Origin of the sequence: Microbacterium sp. NPDC057658, assembly GCF_042799975.1 — a bacterium.
Classification (GTDB): Bacteria; Actinomycetota; Actinomycetes; order Actinomycetales; family Microbacteriaceae; genus Microbacterium.
Window position 1 is genome coordinate 223,679 of sequence record NZ_JBHVHT010000001.1, and the last position, 18,815, is coordinate 242,493.

16 protein-coding genes are annotated in these 18,815 nt (G+C 72.3%); 11 read left to right on the forward strand and 5 right to left on the reverse strand.

What is annotated here, in order from left to right:
• Both ACFU8V_RS01040 and ACFU8V_RS01045 read left to right on the forward strand, forming a co-directional pair.
• Positions 1 to 1,143 carry an MFS transporter gene (locus ACFU8V_RS01040; protein WP_378868303.1) on the forward strand — a complete coding sequence of 381 codons (1,143 nt, stop codon included), beginning with the start codon at positions 1 to 3 and terminating at the stop codon, positions 1,141 to 1,143.
• Positions 1,144 to 1,265: 122 nt separating this feature from the next.
• Entirely contained in the window at positions 1,266 to 1,634 is a 369-nt protein-coding gene (locus ACFU8V_RS01045; protein WP_378868306.1) for a hypothetical protein, read from the forward strand.
• Positions 1,635 to 1,642: 8 nt separating this feature from the next.
• On the opposite strand, the gene ACFU8V_RS01050 is transcribed toward ACFU8V_RS01045, so the two are convergent.
• Together ACFU8V_RS01050 and pyrE are read right to left on the reverse strand one after the other, a co-directional pair.
• Positions 1,643 to 2,545: an ROK family protein gene (locus ACFU8V_RS01050; RefSeq protein ID WP_249521123.1), complete on the reverse strand. Its 903-nt coding sequence runs from the start codon at positions 2,543 to 2,545 to the stop codon at positions 1,643 to 1,645.
• The gene (pyrE, locus tag ACFU8V_RS01055; RefSeq protein WP_025104912.1) at positions 2,542 to 3,102 is read right to left on the reverse strand and encodes an orotate phosphoribosyltransferase; all 561 of its coding nucleotides are present in this window, start codon (positions 3,100 to 3,102) and stop codon (positions 2,542 to 2,544) included. Before pyrE ends, ACFU8V_RS01050 begins: the two co-directional genes overlap by 4 nt.
• A gap of 37 nt (positions 3,103 to 3,139) precedes the next feature.
• Between pyrE and ACFU8V_RS01060 the strand changes: the two genes are divergently transcribed.
• Positions 3,140 to 3,985 carry an exodeoxyribonuclease III gene (locus tag ACFU8V_RS01060; protein WP_249521124.1) on the forward strand — a complete coding sequence of 282 codons (846 nt, stop codon included), beginning with the start codon at positions 3,140 to 3,142 and terminating at the stop codon, positions 3,983 to 3,985.
• A 28-nt stretch (positions 3,986 to 4,013) separates the two neighbouring features.
• Entirely contained in the window at positions 4,014 to 4,820 is an 807-nt protein-coding gene (locus ACFU8V_RS01065) for a Cof-type HAD-IIB family hydrolase (RefSeq protein ID WP_378868311.1), read from the forward strand.
• Between the two features lie 15 nt (positions 4,821 to 4,835).
• Here ACFU8V_RS01065 and ACFU8V_RS01070 read toward each other — a convergent pair whose 3' ends face one another.
• Positions 4,836 to 6,023, reverse strand: coding sequence for an MFS transporter (locus ACFU8V_RS01070; protein WP_366215698.1), 1,188 nt, complete (start codon positions 6,021 to 6,023; stop codon positions 4,836 to 4,838).
• A gap of 35 nt (positions 6,024 to 6,058) precedes the next feature.
• A complete protein-coding gene (locus ACFU8V_RS01075) occupies positions 6,059 to 7,966 on the reverse strand; it encodes a carboxypeptidase regulatory-like domain-containing protein (protein ID WP_378868316.1) in 1,908 nt (635 codons plus the stop codon).
• A 307-nt stretch (positions 7,967 to 8,273) separates the two neighbouring features.
• Here ACFU8V_RS01075 and ACFU8V_RS01080 point away from each other — a divergent pair, with 307 nt between their 5' ends.
• The 5 genes from ACFU8V_RS01080 (at position 8,274) to ACFU8V_RS01100 (ending at position 13,503) form a co-directional block, all read left to right on the forward strand.
• Positions 8,274 to 9,527, forward strand: coding sequence for a sensor histidine kinase (locus tag ACFU8V_RS01080; RefSeq protein WP_025104916.1), 1,254 nt, complete (start codon positions 8,274 to 8,276; stop codon positions 9,525 to 9,527).
• A complete protein-coding gene (locus tag ACFU8V_RS01085) occupies positions 9,524 to 10,213 on the forward strand; it encodes a response regulator transcription factor (RefSeq protein ID WP_126894461.1) in 690 nt (229 codons plus the stop codon). Before ACFU8V_RS01080 ends, ACFU8V_RS01085 begins: the two co-directional genes overlap by 4 nt.
• Positions 10,214 to 10,251: 38 nt before the next feature.
• Positions 10,252 to 11,433: a benzoate/H(+) symporter BenE family transporter gene (locus ACFU8V_RS01090; RefSeq protein WP_378868320.1), complete on the forward strand. Its 1,182-nt coding sequence runs from the start codon at positions 10,252 to 10,254 to the stop codon at positions 11,431 to 11,433.
• 106 nt (positions 11,434 to 11,539) lie between these two features.
• Positions 11,540 to 12,424, forward strand: coding sequence for an ABC transporter ATP-binding protein (locus ACFU8V_RS01095; RefSeq protein ID WP_378871756.1), 885 nt, complete (start codon positions 11,540 to 11,542; stop codon positions 12,422 to 12,424).
• Positions 12,421 to 13,503, forward strand: coding sequence for an ABC transporter permease (locus tag ACFU8V_RS01100; RefSeq protein ID WP_378868323.1), 1,083 nt, complete (start codon positions 12,421 to 12,423; stop codon positions 13,501 to 13,503). Before ACFU8V_RS01095 ends, ACFU8V_RS01100 begins: the two co-directional genes overlap by 4 nt.
• An 84-nt stretch (positions 13,504 to 13,587) precedes the next feature.
• On the opposite strand, the gene ACFU8V_RS01105 is transcribed toward ACFU8V_RS01100, so the two are convergent.
• Complete coding sequence (locus ACFU8V_RS01105) at positions 13,588 to 17,043, reverse strand: bifunctional proline dehydrogenase/L-glutamate gamma-semialdehyde dehydrogenase (RefSeq protein WP_378868326.1); 3,456 nt, start codon at positions 17,041 to 17,043, stop codon at positions 13,588 to 13,590.
• A gap of 137 nt (positions 17,044 to 17,180) precedes the next feature.
• On the opposite strand from ACFU8V_RS01105, the gene ACFU8V_RS01110 reads away from it, so the two are divergent.
• Positions 17,181 to 18,089, forward strand: a complete 909-nt coding sequence (locus ACFU8V_RS01110) for a LysR substrate-binding domain-containing protein (RefSeq protein WP_217583865.1) — start codon at positions 17,181 to 17,183, stop codon at positions 18,087 to 18,089.
• 102 nt (positions 18,090 to 18,191) lie between these two features.
• Complete coding sequence (locus ACFU8V_RS01115; protein ID WP_085605667.1) at positions 18,192 to 18,779, forward strand: nitroreductase family protein; 588 nt, start codon at positions 18,192 to 18,194, stop codon at positions 18,777 to 18,779.
• The last annotated feature ends 36 nt before the right edge of the window (positions 18,780 to 18,815 follow it).

Consider the following 18,815-nt stretch of genomic DNA (forward strand, 5'->3'; position numbering starts at 1 on the left):
ATGAGCGCGAGCCGACTCCGCGTCGGGCTGTTCACGGCGTTCGGCGGCCTCGGCGTGACCGCGGCGTTCGTCCCGGCCGTCCTTCCGTCCGCAGAGCACGCGACGGATGCCGACCTGAGTGCCGCCGTGCCCGTCCTCTTCGCGGGACTCCTCGTGGGCGTGCTGCTGTCGGGCCCGCTCCTGGTGCGCCGACCGCCCCGGACGACGCTCGTGCTGGGCAGCCTCCTGCAGGCGGCCGCCATCGTCGGTGTCGCCCTCGCGACGGATCCGGGCGTCTTCCTCGCGGCCGCCGCGCTCGCGGGGCTCGGGTTCGGTCTCGTCGAGGCCGCGGGCTCCGTGGCAGCCAAGGCCGCCAGCACGGGGAGCGCGACCGGGGTGCTGAGCGCCCTGATGGGCACGGTCGCCGTGTGCGCCGCCGTCACACCGCTCGTGGTCGCGCTCGGGGCCGGCGCCCGTCCGGCCCTGGCGCTGCTCGCGACCGTACCCCTGGCGACCGTCGCGGTGCTCGCCGGCGCCAGCACTCTCGCCCGTGCGACCGAGGCCCCGGCGCGACGGGACGCACGCTCCCTGCTCGTCCTCCTCCCCTTCGCGCTGGCTCTGCCGCTCTACGTCGGCGTGGAGACCGTCCTGTCGGGCTGGTCGGCCGTGATCCCGGAGCGGGCGCTCGCGATCGAGCCCGCCACCGCCGCCCTCGGCACCTCGGCCTTCTGGGCGCTGATGGCCGTCGGCCGCTTCGGCGCCGCCGCTCTCCGGCGCGCGGCGGTTCCGCCGCTCGCCCTGCTGGCGACCGCGACGGGGGCTGCCGCCGTCCTCCTGGTGCTCGCCGGCGTGCTCCTCGGCGAGCAGCCGGTCGCGGCGCTGCTCATCCTGGTCGTCGTGGTGGTCCTGCTGGCCCCGAGCTACGGCCTCATCCTCGGCCTCGCGCTCGACCGACTCGATCCGGGCCGCAGCGCCGCGGTCACCGGGGCGCTCGTGGCCTGCGGCGCGGTCGGCGGCACGTTCGTCCCGACGCTCGTCCTGCTGATCGGGCGCGACCCGGCGTCGAGCGTCACGTTCCTCGTGTCCGCCGTGTTGTGCGCGGTCATCCCCGTGCTCATGCTCGTGGCGTCGCACTCCGGGCGCGCCGTCCCGGCGTTGCGGTGACCGACTCTTCCTCCCCCATCGAGCCTGCACGCGACCTCTTCACAGATGCCGGAATTCCGACCGGCGCCCGCACGGCGACCACGTATCGTCGAAGCCACACCCGCACTGAGGAAGGGAGCACCGTGTCCGCGGACACCCTCACGATCATCGTCAGCGCGATCGGCGTCGTGCTCACCCTCGGCGCGAGCCTGTTCGCGGCAGGGGCGTGGATGATCCGTCGCATCGACGAGCGTCTCGGCACCGTCGACCACCGGCTCTCCACACGCATCGACTCCGTCGAAGAGAAGCTCACCACACGCATCGACACCGTCGAAGAGAAGCTCACCGCACGCATCGACACCGTCGAAGAGAAGCTCGGCGCACGCATCGACACCGTCGAAGAGAAGCTCGGCGCCCGCATCGATGCAGTGGCGGCGGACGTCACGGACCTGAAGATCGCCGTCGCCCGGCTCGAAGGGCCCCCGCGACACCTGCTCGTGTCAGGGAGCTGACACTCCCGTCACCGCAGGACGAGGGCGGCGGCGCCGATCAGCGGCCCCTCGTCGCCCAGGCCCGAGCGGACGACGCGGGTGCGACGGGAGTACTCGTGCACGGCGCTGGCGGTGAGAGCCTGCTGGACGAGGTCGATGTAGTCCGCCGACACCCGCGAGAAGCCGCCGCCGATGGCGACGACGTCGAGGTCGACGAGGGTGGCGGCATCGGCCAGTGCCTCCCCGACGGCGCGGGCCGAGCGCTCGATCGCCGCGCGGGCGACGGCGACACCGGCCTCGGCGTCCCGGGCCAGGTCCTCCCCGGTCGCGCCGGACCAGCCCTGCTCCCGCGCCCAGGCGGCACTGGCAGGTCCGGAGGCGATCTCCTCAAGAGTGAGCCCGCCCTCGCGGCGCACCTGCCCGAGGTGCCCGGCGTTGCCGCTCGCCCCGGGCACATACGCACCGCCCACGACGAAACCGCCGCCGACGCCGGTGGACACGACGATCGACAGGGAGGCTCCCGCCTGCTGCGTCGCCCCCAGCCACGACTCCGCGAGCGCGAGCGCGCCGCCGTCGTGACCCAGGACCGCCGGGACGTCCCGTCCGAGTGCGGTCGAGGCCGCACGGGCGACCGCATCGACGAGGCCGAACCCCCGCGCGAGGGGCATGTTCACCGGCAGGATCTCCCCGCGGGTCCGATCCACGGGACCCGCGCTGCCGATCCCGGCGCCGACGAGCTCCGCGTCGGCGGGCAGGGCCGCGAGCGCATGCCGCACGATCGCGTCGACCGCCGCCGTCAACGACGCGGACGTCGCCTCGCGGCCGGTGGGCTGCCGGCTGCGGCTGCCGGGGATGAGCGTGCCGTCGTCGGCGACGAGGGCGGCCTCCATCTTCGTGCCGCCCACGTCGACGGCCAGCGCATAGCGGGTCACTGCGGGTCGAGTCCGAGGTCGTCGAGGTCGAAGGCCGCGCGCCACTCCAGGCCCTCGGCCTCGATGGCGGCCTGCGCGCCGGTCTTGCGGTCGACGATCACCGCGACCGCGACGACCTCCGCACCTTCCTTGCGCAGCGCCTCGACCGCCTTGAGCGCGGACTGCCCGGTGGTCGAGGTGTCCTCCAGCACGACCACGCGCTTGCCCTTCACGTCGGCGCCCTCGATCTGGCGACCGCGGCCGTGGTCCTTCGGCTCCTTCCGCACGACGAACGCGTCGAGCGGACGGTCGGTGCCGACCGAGGCATGCAGGACGGCGTTCGCGATCGGGTCGGCGCCGAGCGTCAGACCGCCGACGGCGACGACGTCGAGATCGGCGATCAGGTCGAGCATGATGCGGCCGATGGCCGGAGCGGCGCGGTGGTCGAGGGTGAGCTTGCGCATGTCGACGTAGTACGTCGCCTTCTTGCCGCTGGAGAGGGTGAAATCGCCGTGGAACACCGCCTCGTCCGTGATGAGGGCGAGGAGGGTCTGGCGGTCTGCGTCGAGTGCGGTCACGGCATCCAGTGTAGGAGGCACACCCTAGGCTGGACGCATGCGCTTGGCCACCTGGAACGTCAACTCCATCCGCACCCGCGTCACCCGCACCGTCGAGTTCGCCGTCCGTGAAGACATCGACGTGCTCGCGATGCAGGAGGTGAAGTGCAAGCCGGAGCAGTTCCCGTATGCGCCCTTCGAGGAGGCCGGCTACCACGTCGAGGTGCACGGCCTGAATCAGTGGAACGGCGTCGCCATCGCCAGCCGGCTGCCGATCACCGACGTCCGCACCGCCTTCGAGGGCATGCCCGGGTTCGCGAAGGGCCACGAGGGCCCCGATGCCCCGCAGGAGGCGCGTGCTCTGGGCGTCATGGTCGACGGCGTGCGCGTCTGGAGCCTGTACGTGCCCAACGGCCGCTCGCTCGACGACCCGCACTACGTCTACAAGCTGCACTGGCTCGAGCAGCTCAAGCAGTCCACGGCGGCCGAGCTGTCGGCGAATCCCGACCTTCCGCTCGCCCTCGTCGGCGACTTCAACATCATCCCGTTCGACCATGACAACGGCGACCCCGACATCGTGGTCGGCCGCTCCACCCACGTCTCCCCCGCCGAGCGCGACGCGTTCTTCGCGCTGACCGACGCGGGCGTGACCGACGTCGTGCGCCCGCTGCTCCCCGAGGGTTACACCTACTGGGACTACCAGCGGCTGAAGTTCCCGCGCAACGAGGGCATCCGGATCGACTTCATCCTCGGCTCGAAGACGTTCGCCGATGCCGTCACCGGGGCGTCGATCCACCGCAACGAGCGCAAGGGCGAGCAGCCCAGCGACCACGTGCCCGTGGTGGTCGATCTGGACTTCGGCGGCGACGACGCCGACGACGACCTGCCGATGATCTTCTCCTGACCCTTCGACAGGCTCAGGGACCTACCCCGTGCGGCTGATCGCGACCGACCTCGACGGCACCCTGCTCGACAGCTCGTCCGCGGTGTCTCCGCGCACCCGTGCCGCGCTCAACGCCGCGCGGGACGCGGGCGTCGCGGTGGTGCCCGTCACCGCCCGCCAGCCGATCGGCTTGCGCGTGATCGCCGCCGACGCCGGCTTCGACGGGTGGGCGCTGTGCGGCAACGGTGCGTACGCGACACATCTCACCGAGGGCCGCATGCTGTTCGCCGAGGAGCTGCCGCCCGCGACGCTGCGCACTCTCGCCGACGCGCTGCGCGCCAGCGTCCCCGGCCTGCTCTTCGCGAGCGTGCGGGAGGGCGGCGAGACATTCGTCGCACAGCACGGGTACGCGGCGATCGCGCAGCTGTCCGATCACAAGCGTGACCCCGCGACGATGGGCGGCGTGCCGCTGGACGAGGTGCTGGCCGCGCCGATGCTCAAGCTCGTGATCCGGCACCCCGAGCTCGCGCCCGCCGCACTCTTCGAGACCCTGCGCTCCCTCGGGCTCACCGGGTTCGAGGCCACGCTGTCCGGCGCCCCGTTCGTCGAGGTCATGGCGCAGGGCGTCACGAAGGCCACGGGACTCGCGCGCCTCTGCACGCACCTCGGCATCGATCGCTTCGATGTCGTGGCGTTCGGAGACGCTCTCAACGACGTCGAGATGCTCCGCTGGGCCGGTCACGGCGTGGCCATGGCACACGCGGAACCCGTCGTGCAGGAGGCCGCGGACGAGACCGCCGCGACCAACGACGAAGACGGCGTGGCCCGCGTGATCGAGCGCCTGCTCGGCCCCTGAACCGGGCCACCGCGGTCAGTCGGCCCCGTTCGGACGCGCCTCGGCACTCGGCGGTCGCAGGCCGAGGAGAGCCAGGGCACCCGCCCCCGCCGTGAGCGCCGCGATCACGCCGATCCCGACCGCCGGTACCGTCGCCGTCGCCACAGCCCCCGCGACGAGCGGGCCACCCGCGTCGCCCAGCTCCCGGCCCAGTTCCGCACTGCCCATCGTGCGTCCCATGCGTTCGGCGGGCGTCGATGCCGCGAGGTGCGAGAACGCCACCGGCGTGGCCAGCCCCACCCCGGCACCGACCAGCACACCCGTGAGGCACAACACGACCGGGGTCACCCACAAGGCCGAGAGGCCTATGCCCACGCCGATGAGAAGCAGCCCGCCGACCGCGCCGAGGCGGACCGAGAGCCGGCCGCGGTCGTGCGCCGCCCCGACCAGGGGCTGCACGATGCTCGACACGACCGCGAGCACCGTGACGATCGCCATGCTGCCCACAGTGCCGAGTCCGGCCTCCCGCCCGAGCAGGGGCAGGAAGCCGACGGCCACGGCGAGCGCGCCGGTCGTGGCCGCCAGCACCAACGTCGGGACGAGAAACCCCGGGGCGAGGAGCTCCCGTCCGAGGTCGACGAGCGTCACCCGTTTCCGGGGCAGCACCGGCACGGCCGGGACGGCGACCAGCACCCATCCGGCCGCGGCCAGCCCGAGCACGGCGAGTGCCCAGAACAGTGCCGGGATCCCGCCCGCCACCACGAGCACCGCACCGAGCAGGGGGCCGAGCGCATATCCGAGACTCTTCCAGGAGCCGTAGCGGCCGAAGTACCGACCACGCGACGCCTCGTCCGTCAACCGCGCCACCGCGGCGGAGGAGGCCGGCGAGAACGCCGAAGCGGCCGCCCCCTGGCCGAAGCGCGCGATCACGAGGCCGATCATGCCGGGGGCCAGCGCTCCGACCACCGAGAACGCGGCGAAGGCCAGCAGACCGCCGAGGATCACGGGACGCACCCCGACCCGGTCGCTGAGCGCCCCGAAGAGCGGCTTGAGCAGCACCTCGGCGATGTCGTACAGCGCGAGCGTGAAGCCGAAGGCCAGCAGCGTCCAGCCGATGTCCTCGGTCTCGGCGCCGAGGGCGGCAGCGATGCCGTGCGCGCCGAACGCGGTGGTGAAGCCGGCGAGGTAGAGCGGTGCCAGGCGCGGGCGCGTCGAGGAGGTCACACTCGATCCGGGCAGGCCCCCGCCCGGCATCCCCCTCAGCCGTGCCGACGACGGCGTCGGAGCAGTGCTCCTCCGCCGAGGAGAAGCACGACCGCCACCATCGGCGCGAAGGACGGGAACTCGCCGCCGGTCGCGGCGAGGTTCTCCTCGTTCCGCGGCGGTGCCACGGCTTCTCCCGACGTGCCTCCCGAGGCGCCGGGGACGATGTCGAGCCGCACGCTCGCCACCACATTCCGCTGCGCGTCCAGCGCGACCACGGTGTGCGTTCCGGCCGGGAACCCCGCGGGAATGCGGAAGTCGTCCGAGAACGCCCCGTCGATCCCCGCCACGGCCCGACCGAGTTCGGCCGGCTCCGACCGGATCTCCAGCGTGACCGCCTCACCGGGCGCGAAGCCCGATCCCGAGATCGTCAGCACTTCTCCGGCGAGGATCGAGGCCTGCGAGAGGGTGAGCGTGGGCGACACTGACGGCGCCGTGCACTCCGCGGACAGCATGACGTCCCGTCCCGACACGGTGGCACCGGGCTCCACCCGGAAGGTGTCGGCCCCGAGGAGCGACTGCGCGCCGCCGAAGTACCCGGTGCAGAAACCGGGCATCTCCACCCGCAGCGTATAGACCCCCGCGGGCAGCGACCCACCGGGAGCCTCGGGATCCGCTCTCCCACCCAGAGTGAATCGCCCCTCCGTGTCGAGCGTCGCCACGTCCCGCCAGCCGGACGCCGTCCAGAGCAGGGCCGTGACCGTCGCCCCGGAGACCGCGGCACCGCCCGCGGTCGACACCGTCCCGTCGATCGCGCCGCCCGGCGCGAGGTCGAAGTCCACTCCCGCGCGATCGCCGCCCGCGGCCAGCACGACAGGGGTCGCCTCGGCCCGGGTCGCGACGCCGTCAAAGAACTGCGGCGCGAAGATCATGTCGTACACGTTCGCCGTGGCTCGCACGATGTAAGTCCCGGCGGGGACGGCGAGGCGGTACGAGCCGTCGGGCTGCGTGTAGGCCATGCTGACGAGGGTGTCCCCGCTGTACGCCTCCACGATCGCGTCGCCGGACAGCGCGCCCGACGTGCGCACCACGCCGGTGATCATCCCGGTCGCGTCGAGAGTCGCATCGATGTCCGCGATGGCCTGCCCCGGGGCCACGGCGATCCTGGTCGCGTCCTTCTCCTGCCGCGCATCCTTCCAGTACTCGGGGATGCCTCGTCCGCCGTTGGGAACGAACGCCACCGCGTACTCCCCCGGCGGCACGGAGAGGGTGTACGACCCGTCCGGCGCGACGTCGGCCTGCGCCAAGGCTCCCGTCGCGTCGTCGGTCGCGGTTACCCACCCGGCCACGGGCGAGCCGTCGATCGCCAACGTCATCGACCCCTGGATGACGCCGAGCTCGGCGAGGAGGGCATCCACTCCCCCACGGTCCTCTCCCGCGGTCACGCGAACGGCCGTCGCCTTGCGGTCTCCGTACGCGTCGTCCCAGAACTCGCCGGCCAACGTCGGCTCGGCGGGATCGAAACGGACGCGATAATCACCGGCAGGGAGACCGTCGATCCGATAGGTCCCGTCGGCGCCCGTCTGCGCGACATCCGACCGGGAGAAGTCGGCGGAGTCCACGCGCACGGTCACGCCTTCGAGCGGCGAGCCGTCGGCCTGCCGCATCACGGAGCCGGCGATCGCCCCACCGAGCGTGAGGGCGGCGTCGACACCGTCGACGGGTTCTCCCTCGGCGACGATGAGACGCTGCGCGGCCTCACGCGACGACGCATCGTCCCAGAACTCGGAGATGAAGTCCGTCCCGGAGGCATCGAAGGCCACGACATACTCCCCCGCCGGAAGGTCCGGCACGAGGTACGCACCCGTGGCGTCGGTCATCGTGGACTCGAAGACCGACGCGTCGTCGGTCGACACCGAGACGGTGACGCCCGCGAGAGGCGAACCGTCCGCCTCCGCCGTCACCGTCCCCGCCAGGGATCCCCCTGCGCGGCATCGGCTGCGGTCGCGCCGCCCAGTGCGAGTGCGAGGGCCGCGGCCCCGCCCATGATCGACCGAAAGAACGCGCGTCGTCGCGCCATGTCCCCACCCTCCGGAGGAGGCCGGCGCAGCCCGGTGCTGTCGCGGTCGACCTCGAGCTCTGCCGATCCCGCGGCAACGCCTTCTCCGAAGGTAGACGATCGACGCATCGGAAAGGAATAGGCAGATCACAGGCGGCCGTCTCCGTCGCGCGGGGGATGCCGCGCGACGACCCCCGCCCTACGGTGGAGGGATGGCCTTCACCCGGACGCCGACCCTGCGAGACCAGCGCGGCGACCTCCTCCTCGCGCTCGTCCTCTTCGTCGGCGCGATCCTCAGCGCGGCGCTCTCCTCCATCGCCCAGGTCTACGGCGACGAACAGGCTCCGCTATGGACCGCCCTCGTCTACGCCGTCGTGGTGGCGGCGCCGCTCGGTTTCCGCCGGCGCTGGCCCGGCACCGTGGCCGTCGTGGTGTCGCTGGCCTACTTCACCGCGGTGACGATCCGAGTACCGGAGATCTACGTCGGCAACATCGCGATGTTCATCGCGCTCTACACGGTCGGCGCCTGGATGAACGACCGCCGGAAGGCCCTGATCGTCCGTGTCGCGATCATCGTCGGCATGTTCGTGTGGCTCCTCATCACCATGTACCGCGACGCCATCAGCGAGGCGGACAAGGCGGACGTCGTCGCCGGTGCCATGTCGCCCTATGTGGCCTTCATGCTCATCCAGATCCTCCTCAACGTCCTGTACTTCGGCGGCGCCTACTACTTCGGCGAGCGCTCCTGGGCGGCGGCGGAGCAGCGCACCGTGCTGGAGGAGCGCACCCGAGAGCTGGAGCGCGAGCGCGAGGTCACCGCAGCGCAGGCGGTGGCCCTCGACCGGGTGCGGATCGCCCGAGAGCTGCACGACGTCGTCGCCCACCATGTATCGGTGATGGGCGTGCAGGCGGGTGCCGCGCGCCTCGTGCTCGAGAGCGATCCGGCGCAGTCGGCGCGCATCCTCTCCGGGATCGAGTCCTCCGCGCGGGACGCGATCCAGGAGCTGCGCCAGCTGCTGGAGACGCTGCGCACTCCCGGCGGCGACACGACCGAGCCGGCATCGACCGTCTCCCTCGACGACATCGCCGCCCTCGCGGAGGCATCGACCGAGGCCGGCCTCCCCACCGCGTACGCCGTGATCGGCGATCCGGTGCCGGTGCCCTCGCTCGTCGCCGTGAACCTCTACCGCATCGCGCAGGAGTCGCTGACCAACGCCCGTCGGCACGCCGGGCCCGGGGCGACTGCGGACGTGCGCGTGCGCTACGACGAGGACGGCGTAGAGGTCGAGGTCGTGAACACCGGTCGTGCCATCGCCCAGCTGCGTCCCGGCCTCGGCCAGCTCGGGATGCGGGAGCGCGCGGCGGCCTCCGGCGGCACGTTCGAGATCGCTCCGCGCGCGCCCGGCGGGGTGCGGGTGCGAGCGCGGGTGCCGCTTGCCGCACCCGTGACGGAGGCCGCACGGTGACCGCGCCGATCCGGGTGCTCCTCGTCGACGACCACGCCCTCCTCCGCGCCGGCTTCCGCACGATCCTCGACACCCAGCCCGACATCACCGTCGTCGGCGAGGCCTCGACCGGGGCGGAGGCCATCGCGCAGGCCGCCGACCTGCGCCCTGACGTGATCACGATGGACGTGCAGATGCCGGACATGGACGGGATCGAGGCGACGCGCTGCCTCGTGGCCGACCCCTCGGTGAGTGCCGCGATCGCGATCGTGACGACGTTCGATCGCGACGACTACCTCTATCAGGCGCTCGAAGCCGGCGCGAGCGGATTCCTCCTCAAGAACGCGGGTGCCGAGGATCTCATCTCCGCGGTGCGCGCTCTCGCGGCCGGGGACGGCATGCTGGCACCCGAGGTGACGCGCCGCGTCCTCACCCGCTTCGCCGGAGCGACTCCGGAGACCGGCGCCGCTCCCGCCCGCGCGGTGACGAAGACGTCCACGACCCCCGTCCTCGCGGAACCGCTGACCGAACGGGAGGCCGAGGTGCTGACCCTGCTCGCCGATGCCCGCAGCAACGCCGAGATCGCCCGCGCCCTGTTCATCGGGGAGGCCACCGTGAAGACCCACGTCTCCCGCATCCTGCAGAAGCTCGGCGCCAGGGACCGCGTGCAGGCCGTCGTGCTCGCGCATCGGATGGGGCTGGCCTGACCGGCGGCGCTCCGCTCCCCCGCGATACTCTCGGAGCCATGCCCGCCGCCGCCCCCGTGTCCCGTCCGATCGTCGCCGGGATCGTCACGGCGCTCGTGGGGTTCACGAGCTCGTTCGCGGTGGTGCTCACGGGTCTCGATGCCGTCGGCGCGTCGGCGGCGCAGGCGGCCAGCGGACTCCTCGCCGTGAGCCTCGCGATGGGGCTCGCCTGCATCGTGCTGGCCTGGCGCTACCGGATGCCGATCACGGCCGCGTGGTCCACTCCCGGTGCCGCCCTGCTCGTGGCGACCGGCAGCGTCGAGGGCGGCTGGCCGGCCGCGGTCGGGGCCTTCCTCGTGACCGCGGCCGTCATCCTCCTCACGGCGCTCTGGCCCGCGCTCGGAGCCCTGATCGCGCGGATCCCTCCGTCGATCGCGCAGGCCATGCTGGCGGGGGTGCTGCTGCCGCTCTGCCTCGCGCCGATCACGGGGGTCGTCGCGAACCCCTGGGGCGTGGTCCCGGTGGTGCTGACCTGGCTGGTCTTCGCCCGACTGGCTCCCCGGTGGGCCGTGCCGCTGGCGTTCGTCGCCGCGGCCGCGGTCGTCGCCGTGTCGCTGGTCTCCGCGGGGACCCGGGTCGACCCGGCCGTCCTCCTGCCACAGTTCGAGCTGACGATGCCGGCCTTCACGGTCGGGGCCCTGGTCGGCATAGCCCTGCCGCTGTTCATCGTGACCATGGCGTCGCAGAACGTGCCGGGTATCGCGATCATGCGCAGCTTCGGCTACGAGGTCCCGTGGCGTCCGGCGATGCTCGTGACCGGTCTCGGCACGGCCCTCGGCGCTCCGGCCGGCGGGCACGCGATCAACCTCGCCGCCATCAGTGCGGCCCTCGCCGCGTCCCCCGACGCCGATCCCGACCCCGACCGGCGCTGGCTCGCCGGGGTCTCCACGGGGGCGTCCTATCTCGTGCTGGGGGCGTTCTCCGCCGCCTTCGCGACCCTCGTCGTGCTCGCCCCGACGGCGGTCATCCCGGCGGTCGCGGGACTCGCGCTGTTCGGCGCCTTCGGCGCGGCCGTCCAGCAGGCGATCGACGACCCCGGCGAGCGTCTCCCCGCGGTCGTCACGTTCCTCGTCGCCGCCTCCGGCATCGCCGTGCTCGGGGTGAGCGCGGCATTCTGGGCGCTGGTCGCCGGCCTGCTCGTGCGCACGGTGCTGCACGCCGGCCGTCCGTCCCGCGGCTGATCCGTGGCCGTCCCCCCTGCGGGGGATGCCCCGCCCCGCCCGTGCTCAATAGCGTGAAGGTCATGCGGATCACCTTCGGACGGAGCACCACGACATGACCACAGGACTGCTGGAACTCTCCGGCATCACCAAGAGCTACGGCAGCCGCCGGGTGCTGGACGACGTGTCGTTCACGGTCGCGCCGGGCCGGCTCACCGGCTTCGTCGGCGGCAACGGCGCCGGCAAGACCACGACCATGCGCATCGTCCTCGGGCTGCTGTCGTCGGACGGCGGACGAGTCGACCTCGACGGGGCGCCCCTCACCACCGCCGACCGCCGTCGCTTCGGCTACATGCCCGAGGAGCGCGGCCTGTACCCGAAGATGAAGGTCCTGGAGCAGATCGTCTACCTCGCGCGCCTCCACGGGTTCGGCAAGCCGGACGCGACGGAGCGGGCGACCGCGCTGCTCACGGAGCTCGGACTCGGCGAGCGCCTCGACGACACGATCGAGTCGCTGTCGCTGGGCAACCAGCAGCGGGCGCAGATCGCCGCGTCGCTCGTGCACGACCCCGAGGTGCTGATCCTCGACGAGCCCTTCTCCGGCCTGGACCCCCTCGCGGTGGACGTCGTCGCCGGGGTCCTGCAGGCCAGCGCGGCCCGCGGCGCGTCGATCCTCTTCTCCTCCCACCAGCTCGACGTGGTCGAGCGCCTCTGCGACGACCTCGTCATCCTCGCCGGGGGCACCATCCGTGCCGCCGGATCCCGGGACGGGCTCCGCGCCGAGCACGCCCGCGACCGGTACGAGCTCATCTCCGCGGGCGACGCCGGGTGGCTGCGCACCGAACCCGGGGTCACGGTCATCGACTTCGAGGGCGGCTACGCGCTCTTCGATGCGGACGGCCCCGACACCGCCCAGCGCGTGCTGCAGTCGGCGGTCGCGCGCGGCGACGTCGCGAGCTTCGCGCCCAAGCACCCCTCCCTCGCCCAGATCTTCAAGGAGGTCATCCAGTGAACGCCTCGACCCCCGCGCGGAACGGGATCTGGCTGGTCGCCGAGCGGGAGATCGGCTCCAAGCTCCGCAGCAAGGCGTTCCTGATCTCGACCGGCATCCTGCTCGTCCTCGCCCTCGCCGGCGTGCTGTTCGGCGGCTTCGCGAGTCAGAACACCGACGCCATGCCCGTCGCGGTGACCGCGGAGACCACAGGCGCCGTGTCCGCGCTGCCCGACGTCGAGGTGACCGAGGTCGCCTCCCGCACCGAGGCCGAGGAGCTGGTCCGCGACGGCGACGTCGACGCGGCGGTGCTCCCGGGCGACAACCCCGCCGGATACACGATCGTCGCCCTGGAGGATGCGCCCGGTTCGCTCGTGTCCGCGCTGTCGCTCTCGCCCGAGGTCGTGATCCTCGAACCTGTCACCACCAACCCGCTGCTGCGCTACTTCATCGCGATCGCCTTCGGGCTCGTCTTCATGATGGCCGCAGCGACCTTCGGCGGCACCATCGCGCAGAGCGTGGTCGAGGAGAAGCAGACCAGGGTCGTGGAGGTGCTGCTGTCGGCGATCCCGGCACGCACGCTGCTCGCCGGCAAGGTGATCGGCAACACGGTGCTCGCGATGGGACAGATCCTCGCCCTCGCGGCCGTCGCCACGATCGGCCTCATCGTGACGGGTCAGCGGGAGGTGCTGACCACCCTCGGCGCCCCCATCATCTGGTTCGCGGTGTTCTTCCTGTTCGGGTTCATCCTGCTCGCGGCGATGTTCGCGGCGGCGGCCTCCATGGTGTCCCGCCAGGAGGACATCGGCTCGACGACGACCCCCATCACGATGCTCATCATGGCGCCGTACGTGCTGGTGATCGTGTTCAACGACAACCCGCTGGTGCTGACGATCATGTCGTACGTGCCGTTCTCGGCTCCGGTCGGCATGCCCATGCGCTTGTTCGTCGGCGAGGCGCAGTGGTGGGAGCCGCTCCTGAGCCTGGCGATCCTCCTGGCGAGCTGCGTCGCGGCGATCGTCATCGGCGCGAAGATCTACGAGAACTCCCTGCTCCGGATGGGCTCGCGCGTGAAGCTCGCCGAGGCTCTGCGCGGCTGATCCCGAGACCCCGCTTTCGCGCCGAGACCCCCTGCTGCACGCGTGTGCAGCAGGGGGTCTCGACGTGTACCCGGGGTCTCGGCGTCAGAGGAGGCCGTCGGAGAGGGTGGTGGGGTTGCCGAAGCGGTGGTTGGTGATCGACACGGCCTGCTCGTGCAGGAACGGGAGCATCTCGACCCGGCCCGCTCCGGTCACGGCGTGCGACCACACCGCGACGTCGGGGCTGCCGTCGAGGGCCGTGTGCAGCGCGGCGGCATCGCCACCGACGAGCCGCACCCGCTGCCACGACCGGGCGCCCTTCGCGTAGCGCTTGGTCCACGCGGCATCCGACTCGGTCTTCACGGCCACGCCCTGGGCCTTGAGCGCCTTCTCCACGCGGGACGGCAGCGACGCCGCCGACACGGTGAACGGACTGCCGCTGCGCAGGGCCGCGGCGAGCACGCGGACTCCCTCGGCCAACGGCGCGTCCTCGGCGATGCGCACGTCGACCGCCACCGGACGGTACCGGAACACGTTGCGCTCGACCCCGAGTCCGGACTTGTCGCTCACGGCGCCGAACTCGTCGATCCACGCCCGCTCATCGGCGGCCGCGGCGCGGTGCAGCCACTCGATGCCCACGGGGTCGAGCTCGGGCGCGGCCGCCTCCAGCAGCCCGGTCACGGCGGGGGTCACCGCCGCCCCCGGAGCCGCGGCGGGCAGCTCGCCCGCACGCCACTCGCCGAGACCGAAGAGGTAGTTGGGGCCGCCGGCCTTGGCTCCGGCGCCCACGGCCGAGCGCTTCCAGCCGCCGAACGGCTGACGCTGCACGATGGCGCCGGTGATGCCCCGGTTCACGTACAGGTTGCCGGCCTCGACGCGGTCCAGCCAGGTCGCGACCTCGGCGGAGTCCAGCGAGTGCAGCCCCGCGGTGAGGCCGTAGTCGACGGCGTTCTGCAGCCGGATGGCCTCGTCGAGGTCCTTCGCGTGCATGATGCCGAGCACGGGTCCGAAGAACTCGGTCAGGTGGAAGTACGAGCCCTCGCGCACGCCGGTCTTCACCCCCGGGGTCCACTGCTTCCCCTCGTCGTCGAGCTTCCGGGGCTCCACGAGCCAGCGCTCGCCCTTGTCGAGCGTGGTGAGCGCGGTGAGGAGCTTGCCGTTCGCGGGCTCGATGATCGGCCCCATCTGCGTGGCGGGGTCATCGGGCAGCCCGACGCGCATCGAGGTGACCGCGTCCACGAGCTGCCGCTCGAAGCGCTTCGAGTCGGCCACCGACCCGACCAGGATCGCCAGCGACGCGGCCGAGCACTTCTGCCCGGCGTGGCCGAACGCGCTGCGGGCGACGTCGGCGGCCGCGAGGTCGAGGTCGGCCGACGGCGTCACGATGATGGCGTTCTTGCCGCTCGTCTCGGCGAGCAGCGGCAGGTCGGCACGGAAGGAGCGGAAGAGCTGCGCGGTCTCGTAGGCCCCGGTGAGGATGACCCGGTCGACCTGGGGGCTCGCGACCAGTCGGGTGCCGAGGTCGCGGGAGGCGAGGTCGACGAGGGCGAGCAGATCGCGCGGGACGCCCGCGGCCCACAGTGCCTCGACCATCACGGCACCGCACCGCTGGGTGAGCTTCGCGGGCTTGATGATCACACCGGATCCGGAGGCGAGGCCGGCGAGCACACCGCCGGCGGGGATCGCCACGGGGAAGTTCCACGGCGGCGTGACCACGGTCACCTTCGACGGCACGAACTCGGCGCCGGGGATGGCCTCGAGATCCTTCGCCCGCTCGGCGTAGTAGTGCGCGAAGTCAATCGCCTCGCTGACCTCGGGGTCGGCTTCCGCGATGGTCTTGCCGGCCTCGTGCGCCATGATCTCCAGCAGCTCGCCGCGGCGGGCGGCGAGCTCGTCGCCCGCGCGGTGCAGGACGGCGGCGCGCTCGGCGGCGGGGAGCGCCGCCCACCTCTCGGCGGCGGACGTGGCGGCGGCGAACACGGCGTCCAGCTCGGCGTCGGTCTCGATGCGGGCGGCCGCGATCGCGTCCCGGCCGAGCGTCGACGACACCGAGCGCTGCAGGATCTTCCGGCCCCAGGCACGGTTCGCGGCGAGCGCCGGATCGGTGTCGGGCTCGTTCGCGAAGCCGTCCGTGGTGCCGTCAGGGCGCGGGGCCGTGCGGTCCTGCGTGCGGTTCGGGGCGGGTACCGACGGGTCGGCGACGAGCGCGGCGAGAGAGCGCTCGAAGCGCTCCCGCTCGCGGGTGAGCAGGGTCGGGTTCGACGCCAGCTCGAACACGGCGGACATGAAGTTCTCGGGGCTCGCGTTCTCCTCGAGGCGCCGCACGAGGTACGCGATCGCGACATCGAACTCCGCCGGGTTCACGACCGGCGTGTAGAGCAGGAGGCGGCCGACGTCCTTGCGGACGGCCTCGGCCTGCCCGGTCGCCATGCCGAGCAGCATCTCGTACTCCACGGCCTCTGTCACACCGCGGGCCTTCGCGAGCAGCCAGGTGTAGGCGATGTCGAAGAGGTTATGACCGGCGACGCCGATGCGCACGGCGTCGAGCCGCTCGGGCGTCATCGCCCAGTCGAGCACGCGCTTGTAGTTCGTGTCGGATTCCTGCTTGGTGCCGTAGGTCGCGAGCGGCCAGCCGTGCACCTTCGCGTCGACCTCCTCCATCGCGAGGTTCGCGCCCTTGACCACGCGCACCTTGATCGGCGCTCCGCCCTTGGCGCGGCGTGCGGCGGCCCACTCCTGGAGACGCTGCATGGCGCTGAGCGCATCGGGCAGGTAGGCCTGCAGCACGATTCCCGCCTCGAGGTCTTCCAGGCCGGGCTGGTCGAGGATGCTCGTGAAGGCCGCGATCGTGAGGTCGAGATCGCGGTACTCCTCCATGTCGAGGTTGATGAACTTCTGGGTCCCGGTGCGGGCGCCCTTGGCCTCGGCCTTCGCCGCGAGCCGGTACAGCGGGGTGAGCTTCTCGACGACGTCGGCGACGGCCTCGTCGAACGACCACATGGAGAGCTGGCTGACGACGCTCGAGACCTTGATCGAGACGTAGTCGACGTCCGGACGGGCGAGGAAGTCGTACGTGCCCTGCAGTCGGCGGCCCGCCTCGCGCTCGCCGAGCACGGCCTCGCCGAGGAGGTTCAGGTTCAGACGGTTGCCGGTCTTGCGGAGCTTGGCGATCGCGGGGCCGAGCTTGGACGGCGTGGCGTCGAGCACGAGGTGGCCCACCATGGCCCGCAGCACGCGCCGCGAGATCGGGACGACGACGTTCGGGAGCTTCGGCGCCCAGAACCCACCGGCCTTGATGGCGGCACGGAGGTAGCCGGGCAGCAGCGTGGGCGTGATGTCGGAGAGCTCCGCGAGCTTGCGGCCGGCGACCCGAAGATCCTCCGGACGCATGACGCCGTCGACGAAGCCGACCGTGAAGGCGAGGCCGTTCGGATCCTTGAGCACTTCGGACAGGCGCTGCGCGGCGGGCTCGACCGGGTGGGTCTCACTCTCGGCGAGCCAGCGCTGCACGAGCGCGGCGACCTCTTCGGTGCGGGGGGTGGTGTCGTCGATGACGGTCATGAAGCGGGGTACCTTCCTCGGCCTCGCACACCCGGGTGTCGTGTGCGGCTGGATCATTGTCCAGCCGGTCGGTAGGCTCCGTCTATCAACCGATTCGAGTGGATTCTGTTCACTCTTCCCGAACGATCGGAACCGCCGTGCTCGACGTCCATCGCCTGCGTCTGCTCGTGGAGCTGTCGCGTCGCGGGACCCTCTCCGCCGTGGCGGATGCGCTGTCCTACAGCAAGGCCTCCGTGTCCCAGCAGCTCGCCGCGCTGGAGCGTGATGTCGGGGTGCCGCTGCTGCGTCGGGTCGGTCGTGGCGTGCAGTTCACGCCGCAGGGGAACGTCCTGGTGGCCGAGGCCATCGGCATCCTCGATCAGCTCGAGCACGCCCAGGTCGCCGTCGCCGAGTCGCTCACCGAGGTGACCGGCACCGTGCGCCTCGCGGTGTTTCAGTCCACCGCGCACTCCCTGCTGCCCCGCGCGCTCGCAGCCCTCGGCGCGCGCCACCCCGCCCTGCGCGTCGAGGTGACCGAGCGCGACCCCGAGTCCGGGCTGGTCGGCGTCTCCAGCCGCGACTACGACCTCATCCTCGCGGAGCAGTATCCGGGCCACACGCGCCCCATCCACGCCGACCTCGACCGCGTGGTGCTCGCCCACGACGCCATCGCGCTCGCCCGGCGTCCGGGAGCGTCGGAATCCGCCGATCCCGTCGCGGCCCTGTGGGCGACCCGCGCCGAGCCGTGGGTGCTCGAACCCGCCGGGACCGCCTCCCGCGCGTGGGCGGAGCAGCTCTGCCGCACCGCCGGGTTCGAGCCCGACGTGCGCTTCGAGCTCGCCGACCTCACCGCGCACGTCCGGCTCATCCACGCGGGACTCGCGGTCGGGCTCCTCCCCGAGCTCGTGTGGGCCGGCGATACCCCGACGGTCGACCTCGCCCCGCTCCCGCACGAACCGCGCCGGGAGATCTTCTCCTCCGCTCGCCGGGTCTCCGCGGACGCCCCGTCGATCCGCGCCGTCCGCGCCGCGCTCGCCGACGCCGCCTCCCGCAACCTCCTGGACTGACGCGGCGCACACGGTTCCGGGAATATGCATGCACATGCATCGGTTCATCCCCCGTGTACCCGGACGACGGCGTCCGATCCCCTCCGTCCGAAAGGCACTTCCGTGAGCACTCCCGTCATCGACCGCACCGCCCCGACCGAGCACCCCGTCCTCGACGTCCTCGCCGGCCGCTGGAGCCCCCGCGCCTACGACGCGCAGCACCCGATCGACGAGGCCAAGCTCGCCACCGCCCTCGAGGCCGCCCGCTGGAGCCCCTCCGCCAACAACGTCCAGCCCTGGCGCTTCATCGTCGCCCGCCGCGGCACCGCGCTGCACGCCCAGATCGTCGACGCGCTCATGGGCTTCAACCAGGCCTGGGCCGGCAACGCGGCCGTCCTCGTCGTTGCGATCGCCGAGACCGCGACGGCCGACGGCACGCCGATCAGCCACGCGTTCTACGACCTCGGCCAGGCCGTGGCGCACTTCTCCGTGCAGGCCCACCACGACGGCCTCGTCGTGCACCAGATGAGCGGCTTCGACCCCGAGGTCGTCCGCGAGTTCGCCGACCTGGAGCCCCGCTTCACCCCCGCCACCGTCATCGCCGTCGGCGAGTTCGGCGACATCGAGGCTCTGCCGGAGGTGCTGCAGGAGCGCGAGGTCGCCCCGCGCGTGCGCCGTCCGATCGCGGAGACCGTCGTCCTCAGCGCCTGAGCAGCGACAGACGAAAGGCCCGGTATGCGTCGCGCA

What these genes read in the sequence shown, in the direction of transcription:
- ACFU8V_RS01040 (WP_378868303.1), top strand. Translation starts at nt 1, where the DNA reads ATGAGCGCGAGCCGACTCCGCGTCGGGCTGTTCACGGCGTTCGGCGGC.
- ACFU8V_RS01060 (WP_249521124.1), top strand. Translation starts at nt 3,140, where the DNA reads ATGCGCTTGGCCACCTGGAACGTCAACTCCATCCGCACCCGCGTCACC.
- ACFU8V_RS01080 (WP_025104916.1), top strand. Translation starts at nt 8,274, where the DNA reads ATGGCCTTCACCCGGACGCCGACCCTGCGAGACCAGCGCGGCGACCTC.
- ACFU8V_RS01090 (WP_378868320.1), top strand. Translation starts at nt 10,252, where the DNA reads ATGCCCGCCGCCGCCCCCGTGTCCCGTCCGATCGTCGCCGGGATCGTC.
- ACFU8V_RS01105 (WP_378868326.1), bottom strand. Translation starts at nt 17,043, where the DNA reads ATGACCGTCATCGACGACACCACCCCCCGCACCGAAGAGGTCGCCGCG.